This is a genomic window from Desmonostoc vinosum (assembly GCF_059505385.1).
Window position 1 is genome coordinate 1 of the sequence record NZ_JCACKM010000253.1, and the last position, 6393, is coordinate 6393.

Here is a 6393-nt window from a genome sequence, read left to right on the forward strand (position 1 = left end):
TACACTGAGAGAGTTTTTTTACAAACTACCTGACTTTTCAAACAGCCTCTTAGACCTGAATCCTTACCTTTGAGTGATTCTTCCACAGGTCGGACAACTACAATAGTTCACAGCTTTTTCTATTGTTACAACTATTCCTATACCTTCGACCTCTTGACAATCTAACACTTTCATATCGGGAAGATTCAGTATTTCTTCTACAGTAAATTTCATAGCGTTCGCTTAAAATTTTGGTAAGCTACAATTTATATTGTAACATCAGTTCTATTTGATAATATTTGAAAACTTGTAAATTATTACAATATGTAGACTTTAACCATTTTTTATATTAAATTGTAGTTGTTAAAATCTAATTTATTTTAATTTTTGCCATAAAATTAGCGGAAGAACCTGAGTTTTTAAGTGAAATTAAAACAGTAAGAGAAAGAACCATACCAAAGACTCCTATAATAGGACAAACTTACGCTCGAATTACTGATTACGGACTTTTACCTCCAACAAAAAAAGAAGTAAATTCAAAAACCTTTAATGTAAATTTGAACCCAGACCAAGAGATACGAATCTTTGAAGAGAATAAACCTTCAGTCCAAAAATCTTACGTATCTAGGCTTACTGAATTAATAGGATGGAATGGCCCAAATCCGATAATTCTAGGCTCTGAAACAGATACGAGTTTCTATAACGCAAAAGTTACTGCGGAAAATTACAGAATTGTTCCCGAACCTATTACTCTCCTTAGTTCGATAACAGCTATAGGTTTTGGAGCCGCGTTCAAGAGAAAATATTCAAAACAGAAGATAAAAAGTTTAGAGAAACAAACAGCTTAGTTTGCCCCTAAAGTCACTTCGTATGCTTGCTCCTTGCACACATCACACGCCTCTGCTCTAGTAAATTATAGTTATTTATTGGGTGTTTAACACCCAATAAATAACTATACAGTTACCAACCAATCACAAACAACTGATTTACAACCGTCTTCAAAGTTAACCCAGACTTGCCACCTCCCCAGGTAATCGTTCCATACTGGCTCACCATCAGCAACTCCAATCGCTTCACCTACTTTAGTGACTAACTGTTGATAGGAATCTGCCAGCCCCTTCTAAACCTTGCCTTATTTGCAGCTTTAAACCTTTCCACCCTTTATCAGCACTCTCCGTTACGACCGCCACCTCATCTAAATCTTGGGGAATATCCTGTGTCGTGTCAGAACTTTGTGTATGTAATACATTATTATCGGTGACTGACACGGAATTAGAATTTGCATTTTGACCTTTAATATCTATAGATACCCCAGTTTCTAAACTTGGTGAAGCTATTACTAGGTCATACTGGGTAAGGATTTCATTCAAGTGAGAGATGCAACCAAAAGCTGGGTGATTCGGGTCTGACACCGACTCGCTATCAATCCTCAAAATCCGCCCTACGTGTGGGCGAAAGGTAAGATTAATACGTGTGCTAACGACTTTGTTGGTCTTGGGTATTTGATGCAGATGCGTGAACTGGCAACCTGGGTGCATTACAAGCAAACTCCCGTGTTCAAGCCAGAAATCAGTTGGACTACCGCCGATAGGCTTAATTTGGAATTTGCGGACACAGCCGAGACTAAGGGATGCGATCGCTGGTGAAAGACCCGTCGAAGATTCATTATCAGCGTGCCACCTGATTGAATCAGTACCCGTGCGGTATTGGTTGCCAATGACAATATTGAACTTGTAACCAGTTAACGCAGTGATGCGATCACGCAAGTTAGACAGTTTTTCTGTCCAAGTTAATGGTTTGAGCAGCACACTCTTGGAGTAGAGGTAATTGCAGCCTTTGTCACCATAAATACGTTCCAGACGGGGTACAGATAAAGTTTTGCCGAGCATACGTATTTGATTTTGTTGCCAATGCAATTGCAGACAGTGTTGGTAAAGAGCGTTGGCTTTTTCTGTACTCAAGAAGTTGGGGTAGTAAGTAACAGGTAATGCTGGGGTCGATTCTGGTAATAGAGTTAACTGTTGCATAATGCTTGTTCCTTGACTGAAAACCTGTAGTTTGTAAGTATTATTTGCTACCTGATTTGAACCTACGTTAATGTTTCTTCTATCTGGGGAGTTATTTACTAAGCCGTTATCTGCTGTAAAGTAACAGCATAAGTACTTAGATATGCCCAAACCTCGTTTCACTGCTATAACGGGGTTTTTCTTGTAAAGTAAATCGAACAACTCACACACGACATTTTGGAATTAGTAAACTCCCCGTAAATCAAGCTATTTTCCCAACTAAGTACTCAACAGCATCTTTATTAAGGGCAGCGATGCGTTTTTTGACTCGTTGTGGTGGATTTTTAATGAACCGTTTCAAGTCTTGGCTTTTGATTTGGTAACGTCTGGTAGAGCGGCGGACTGTTTTGATCCATCCTCGACGCACCCATTGAGAGACTGTAGCTGCATTGAGATTGAGGACTTTGGCTATTTCTGTGCAGCTGTAGTTATCAAGGATGGGACGGGCTGAATACCCCAGACTGTATAACTTAGTTGCGATCGCCCCTGTTGTCCTGCGATATCCCCTGATTTTCAGCCTGTGTGCAATCTGCTTGAGGGTGAATAGTTCAGCCATCTCTTCAACAGTGGCTATTTCTTCTTGCGTCCATCTCATGATTAATCTCTAAGACTGCTTGTTAGCCTATTACGCTTCTTGCGCTTACGCTGGCGAACGGAATTAATCCCGTGCAAGGCGCAGGGATATTTGGTATTGTGGGATTAGTCATAGTCTTAAGTGATGACTATCTGGTTATCCCCTGCCGAAGGGGCAAACTTCGAGCAGGGGTAATAATTATTCTGGTTATTCTTCACTTGCTCCGTTGCCGGGTTGCCTAACAAGGTATTCCAATACTGTACTAATACGGTCAAGTGCAACGCTGGTGGTTGCCTCAAACTGTTGTAATTGATTCACGTCAGTTCGTAGCTCTCTGATTTCTGCACGTTGCTCTCTAAACTCACGAGTTAAAATCTCAAGTCCTTGTTGGTGAAGATCTACAGTTGTTACTAATGCACTTACCGATGCAGTTAATTCACTTACTGACTGTCTCAGTTCATTTGTTGACTGTCGCAATTCAGCGTTCACTACTACCTGGTTATCAAGTTGCTGTGAGACGCGCTCTAAAGTGGCTTCAATCCGGTCTAGCCTATCTGGTCTATCTTGAGTCATCACCTTTGCTCCAGGATTAAGTGTTGGAATATAGTCACCATCCTAGCCTATACTAAGGAAATCATTAAAGCAAGAATAAATATATAATTTTTATAGGCTAGGTGTTAGGCTAGCCTATGATCACAAAACCTGCTCTTAGCAGGAGTCTTAATAACCGCAAAACCCCTGAATGTTAATGTTCAGAGGTTTTTTCTTCAGGTTCTAAAAATTGGCGGATGCGTTCGCGTGACAGCCTGAGTTGCTCCGAGGCGCTCCTCAGGCGGCTAATTCCCCCAGTATTTTCTCAGCACGCTCTCTAAACTCCTCAAGTTCTGCGACTTTTTTCTTGATACTATTAATTTCTTCATCACTTGTTGACGATATCCCCAAATAATTATCGATGAACTCAAGTAAAAGTCTACTAGCCGAAGTACCTTCCGCTTTAGCTTTTTTTAGAAAAGCATCCTTCTTTTCTTCCGGAATGCGAAAGTTCATTTGAGTTTCCCCTTCCGCAAGATTTCTTGGCATATATATACGTCCCTCATTGTTGAATTATTGTTTTTAGCCTATACCCAATCTTACTTCTTTGCCTAGACTTCGCCTATAAAATAAGACTTTTATCAACTTTGCCTATATCAAAACCTATATTTTTACTTGACATAGGAAATATTTTAGCCTATACTAAGGATATCGAAACAAAAGGCAATCGCCCGGTCTGGAAAACAAAGCGATCGCCTTTTGTAAAACCTAACCTTGTAGAGTCAGGAATAATATTATGACGCAACCTATCCACACAAAGCAAACTCTAGCTCAAGTTAAGCTCTTAGGACTTACGCATTGACAGAAAAGTCAAAATAACAGGTATAGTTTTCAAGGCTTATAGCTAGATTTTTCAATGAAATTTTAGCGATCGCACCCAATCAAGGGTGATTGACAAAAGCCTGAAACAACGTATTTACGTTGATACACAAGATAGTTATTTTGTACAGTGCGTAAGTCCTAGTGGTCTGTCCCATTAATTTTGCGGGGTTATAATCAAGTGTGATTAAATAGCAATGTGGATGCATTGGTACTCACAAGCAGACAAGCGATCGCAGAAGAAGGAAAAAGGGTGTATGAGCAAAAAGTATCAAATTAATCTGAGTGAATCACAGAGGGAAGAACTACTGGTTCTAGTCAAAAAGGGTTCAGCAAAAGCTAGAGAAATTCGGCGTGCACACACATTATTAATGGCTGCGGATGGCAAGACTGATGAAATAATAGCAGAAATATTACACATATCAGTAGCAACAGTTGAGCGAACTCGTAAACAGTTCTGTAGTGAAAGTTTAGCAGCGACATTAACAGAGAAAAAGCGACCGGGAAAGCCACGGAAGTTAACTAATTTTGCGGAAGCATATTTAATAGCAACAACTTGTAGTAATGCACCTGCTGGAAGTACACGTTGGACTTTAAGAATGTTAGCCTCGCAGCTTGTGAGTCTAGAAATAGTTGATAGCTTGAGCAAAAGTACAGTTGGTAGAATCTTAAAAAAAACGAACTGAAACCTTGGTTAAAAGAACAGTGGTGTATCCCAAAAATCAGTTCAGAATTCGTATATCGAATGGAAGATGTGCTTGATTTATATGCCCAAGCTGTTGACCCAAAACGCCCACTGGTATGCTTTGATGAAAGATTATGCCAATTAATTTCAGATGTACATGAACCAATACCACCTGTCCCAAAAACCGAAGATAAGCCAGGAAGGGTTACCAAATTTGATTATGAATATGAACGCAATGGCAGTTGTAATTTGTTCGCCTATTTTGCTCCCTATTTAGGATGGAGACACATCAAAGTAACAGAGCGTCGTACCAAAGTCGATTTTGCAATTTGTCTGAAAGAATTGGTTGATATCCACTTTCCAGATGCCGAGATAATTGCATTGGTAATGGATAACTTAAATACACATACAATCGGTGCATTATATGAAGTTTTTGAACCAGCAGAGGCCAGACGGATTGCCACAAAATTAGAAATTCACTATACACCTAAACCTTTGTGTTGGTTAAATATGGTTGAATCAGAGCTATCTGTACTTGTCCGTCAATGTCTCCAACGAAGAATTCCGAATATTGAAACTTTAGAAAAACAGGTCTCGGCTTGGGAGTGCGATCGCAATATTAATCAAGTTCGTGTAAATTGGCGTTTTCGTACATCAGATGCCAGAGTTAAGCTTTCAAAGATTTATCCAACCCCGCAAAATTAATGGGACAGACCACTAGATTTAGATGACCTCATTGAAGAACCAGCACCGCAGATTTTTAGACCACATGGTTCACATCAGTTTTCTCAACCTGCTACTAGCGCTGATTCAGTTTCAGTAGCTGCCCCTGTGACCAAAGAGAACCTTTTGGCAATGCTCGACATTCAGACTATTGAAGCTGCTGAGGTTGTAGATAATTTGATCAAAATGTGTCCAAATTGGACACAAAATGAAACTGAGGATGATGCTATGACAGCCCAATCCCAGAAGCTGCAAATTCTGCCGACAGCAGAGGGACAAGTTCGACCACTAACAAAACTTGAACCTCAACAGCAGCAGGAAGTATGGCAAGCCGCAGTAGAGGAAGCTGGTGGGAAAGTGCCGCCAGCTAGAATTGTTAAAGACGCAGTACAGCGCATAATGGAGCGAACCAGAATACCCAACACCTACCAAATCGGTGAAGTCTGCCAAATTTTAGTCAAGGATAATCCCGATCTCAGGGGCAAAGGCGGTTGCTGGTGTATTGTCAGTCAAGTAAACGAGTTTAGCTGTACTGTGAGAACTTGGGATGGTGAGTACACGGTTGGATTACAACATCTAAAGTCATTTAACTATTTACCTGTTGAATGCCAGCAGATGCAGCTCCTTTGCGATCGCATTGCTCGAATATATTCCGATTCGCTCTTTGGAGACGGTCAAAAATCTATTGCAGTGGTTGGGGAAGCTGAATCGGGCTTATCTGACTGCTGTGGAGGAGAAATTGTTGGGTGTGTTGGAGGCTGAATACGGCATCATAGATGAGACACCACGTAATTCTCAATCAACTAAGGACTAGGAGAAAATAGTAATGCAAAGCATAAAGTTATGTTCTCATGTTGGGGCTGATGGGATTTTGCATCTTGATATCCCCGTGGGCGTAACAGACAAAGAAATAGAAGTAATGGTGATTTATCAACAGCTAGAACCATCAGTACCAG

At 40.5% G+C, this 6393-nt stretch carries 6 protein-coding genes and 2 pseudogenes; 3 read left to right on the top strand and 5 right to left on the bottom strand.

Annotated features, from left to right (window positions below; all coding sequences use genetic code 11):
• Positions 1 to 72: 72 nt before the first annotated feature.
• Positions 73 to 213 (bottom strand): annotated as a pseudogene (locus AC5JMF_RS28185) (ISL3 family transposase); the annotation flags it as partial.
• A 323-nt stretch (positions 214 to 536) separates the two neighbouring features.
• Here AC5JMF_RS28185 and AC5JMF_RS28190 point away from each other — a divergent pair.
• Positions 537 to 827 carry a PEP-CTERM sorting domain-containing protein gene (locus tag AC5JMF_RS28190; RefSeq protein WP_495799017.1) on the top strand — a complete coding sequence of 97 codons (291 nt, stop codon included), beginning with the start codon at positions 537 to 539 and terminating at the stop codon, positions 825 to 827.
• A gap of 615 nt (positions 828 to 1442) precedes the next feature.
• Here the strand turns inward: AC5JMF_RS28190 and AC5JMF_RS28195 are convergent.
• The 4 genes and pseudogenes from AC5JMF_RS28195 to AC5JMF_RS28210 form a co-directional block, all read right to left on the bottom strand.
• Positions 1443 to 2006, bottom strand: a pseudogene (locus AC5JMF_RS28195) (alpha-ketoglutarate-dependent dioxygenase AlkB family protein); the annotation flags it as partial.
• Between the two features lie 241 nt (positions 2007 to 2247).
• Complete coding sequence (locus AC5JMF_RS28200; protein ID WP_495799018.1) at positions 2248 to 2640, bottom strand: helix-turn-helix domain-containing protein; 393 nt, start codon at positions 2638 to 2640, stop codon at positions 2248 to 2250.
• A gap of 186 nt (positions 2641 to 2826) precedes the next feature.
• Positions 2827 to 3192 (bottom strand): hypothetical protein, encoded by a 366-nt coding sequence (locus AC5JMF_RS28205; protein WP_495799019.1) that lies wholly within the window; start codon positions 3190 to 3192, stop codon positions 2827 to 2829.
• A 255-nt stretch (positions 3193 to 3447) separates the two neighbouring features.
• Positions 3448 to 3699: a hypothetical protein gene (locus tag AC5JMF_RS28210; RefSeq protein ID WP_495799020.1), complete on the bottom strand. Its 252-nt coding sequence runs from the start codon at positions 3697 to 3699 to the stop codon at positions 3448 to 3450.
• Between the two features lie 587 nt (positions 3700 to 4286).
• Between AC5JMF_RS28210 and AC5JMF_RS28215 the strand changes: the two genes are divergently transcribed.
• A protein-coding gene (locus tag AC5JMF_RS28215; protein ID WP_495799022.1) for an IS630 family transposase occupies positions 4287 to 5419 on the top strand; the annotation gives its coding sequence in 2 pieces (ribosomal slippage) (positions 4287 to 4695 and positions 4695 to 5419; 1134 coding nt in all).
• 126 nt (positions 5420 to 5545) lie between these two features.
• A complete protein-coding gene (locus tag AC5JMF_RS28220) occupies positions 5546 to 6199 on the top strand; it encodes a hypothetical protein (RefSeq protein ID WP_495799021.1) in 654 nt (217 codons plus the stop codon).
• Positions 6200 to 6393 lie beyond the last annotated feature (194 nt).

Excerpts from the sequence above, each read along its gene's own strand:
- AC5JMF_RS28205 (WP_495799019.1), bottom strand. The coding sequence starts at position 3,192 with ATGACTCAAGATAGACCAGATAGGCTAGACCGGATTGAAGCCACTTTA.
- AC5JMF_RS28210 (WP_495799020.1), bottom strand. The coding sequence starts at position 3,699 with ATGCCAAGAAATCTTGCGGAAGGGGAAACTCAAATGAACTTTCGCATT.
- AC5JMF_RS28200 (WP_495799018.1), bottom strand. The coding sequence starts at position 2,640 with ATGAGATGGACGCAAGAAGAAATAGCCACTGTTGAAGAGATGGCTGAA.